We start from the raw sequence: 1,966 nt of genomic DNA, 5'->3' as shown, positions 1-1,966 counted from the left end.
GATGGTCCGGGACATCGAAGAGGAGACGGTCGACTTCTCTCCGAACTACGACGGGCGTGGCGCCGAGCCGGACGTTCTACCCAGCCGCTTCCCCAACCTGCTGGTGAACGGGTCCGGTGGAATCGCGGTCGGGATGGCCACGAACATTCCTCCGCACAATCTGCGCGAGGTGGCGGCCGGCGTCGACTGGTACCTGGATAATCCGGAGTGCACCAACGAGGAGCTGCTCGAAGCCCTGCTCGAGCGGATCAAGGGTCCGGACTTCCCCACCAATGGTCTGATCGTGGGAACCAGTGGTATCGAGCAGGCATACCGCACCGGCCGCGGCTCGGTGACGATGCGCGCCGTGGTCGAGGTCGAAGAGGACGACCGAGGCCGTACTTGTCTGGTCGTCAGCGAGCTTCCATACCAGGTCAACCCGGATTCACTCACCCGAAAGATCGCGGAGCTGGCCGACTCCGGCAAGGTGCCCGGCATCGCGGACCTGCGCGACGACTCGTCCTCGCGGACCGGTATGCGCCTCGTCGTCGTGCTGAAGCGTGACGCCGTCGCGACCGTCGTCAGGAACAACCTCTACAAGCACACCCAGCTGCAGGACACCTTCGGCTGCAACATGGTGGCCCTGGTGGACGGGGTACCCCGAACACTGCCGTTGGACGCATTCGTCCGGCACTGGGTGATACATCAGGTCGAGGTGATCCGGCGGCGGACCGAGTTCCGGCTGCGGAAGAAGCGCGAACGTCTGCACATCATCCGGGGTCTGCTCAAGGCGATCGACGCGATCGACGAGGTGATCGCACTCATCAGGCGGTCGGCCGACGTCGAGGAGGCGCGGACCGGCCTGATGCAGCTGCTCGACATCGACGAGATTCAAGCCACGGCGATCCTCGACATGCAGCTGCGCCGGCTGACTGCACTGTCCCGCGACGAGCTCCAGGCTGAGCATGACGTCCTGGTGACGGACATCGCCGACCTCGAAGACATCCTCGCCTCCGAGCCCCGTAAGCATCAGATCATCCGGGAAGAGCTGAGCGAGATCGTCGAGAAGTATGGCGATGAGCGCCGTACGGCGATCATCCCGGGAGAAGGCGACCTCACGGCGGAAGACCTCATCACTGAGGAGCCGGTCGTGGTGACCATCACTCGCGGGGGCTACGCGAAGCGGACCAAGGCCGACCTCTATCGGGTGCAGAAGCGCGGGGGCAAGGGTGTTCGTGGCGCCCAGCTGCGTGAGGACGACGTCGTCGACCAGTTCTTCGTGACGACCACGCACCACTGGATGCTGTTCTTCACCAATCGGGGACGGGTCTACCGGGCGAAGGCCTACGAGTTGCCGGAGTTGGCTCGTGATGCCAGAGGACAGCACGTGGCGAACTTGCTGGCATTCCAGCCTGACGAGAAGATCGCGCGGGTTATGACGCTCCGCGACTACGAGCAGGAGTCCTATCTGGTGCTGGCGACGAAGCACGGCATGGTGAAGAAGACCCGCCTCGCCGAGTATGACTCGAACCGGTCCGGCGGTGTGATCGCGCTGACGTTCCGCCAGGAAGACGACGAGCTGATCGGCGCAGAGCTGGTCAGCGCCGACGATGACATCCTGCTGGTGTCGCGGAAGGCGCAGGCCATCAGGTTCACCGCCAACGACGAGCAGCTGCGTCCTATGGGCCGCCCGACCGGCGGCGTCGTCGGTATGAAGTTCCGCGAGAGCGACGAGCTGTTGTCGATGTCAGTTGTCCATGATGGAACCGAATCGTACGTCTTCACCGTCACAGATGGTGGATTCGCAAAACGGACTGTTGTGGAGGAGTATCGGGTACAGGGTCGAGGTGGACTCGGCATCAAGGCGATGAAGATCAACGAGGATCGAGGTTCTCTGGTGGGCGCTCTGGTCGTGGGGGACAGCGATGATGTGCTGGCCATCCGCGCCTCGGGAGGCGTCACACGTAGCTCGGTGGGTGACGTGCCG

Annotated in this window: 1 protein-coding gene; it reads left to right on the top strand. The window is 63.8% G+C overall.

Translation table 11 applies throughout. The annotated features are described in order from the left end of the window. On the top strand, positions 1-1,966 hold a 1,966-nt coding region (locus ELR45_RS06200; protein ID WP_240759205.1), incomplete at both ends, for a DNA gyrase subunit A.

The sequence above is a fragment of the Phytoactinopolyspora endophytica genome, assembly GCF_004138495.1.
Classification (GTDB): Bacteria; Actinomycetota; Actinomycetes; order Jiangellales; family Jiangellaceae; genus Phytoactinopolyspora; species Phytoactinopolyspora endophytica.
This window is presented reverse-complemented; position numbering and strand designations above follow the sequence as displayed.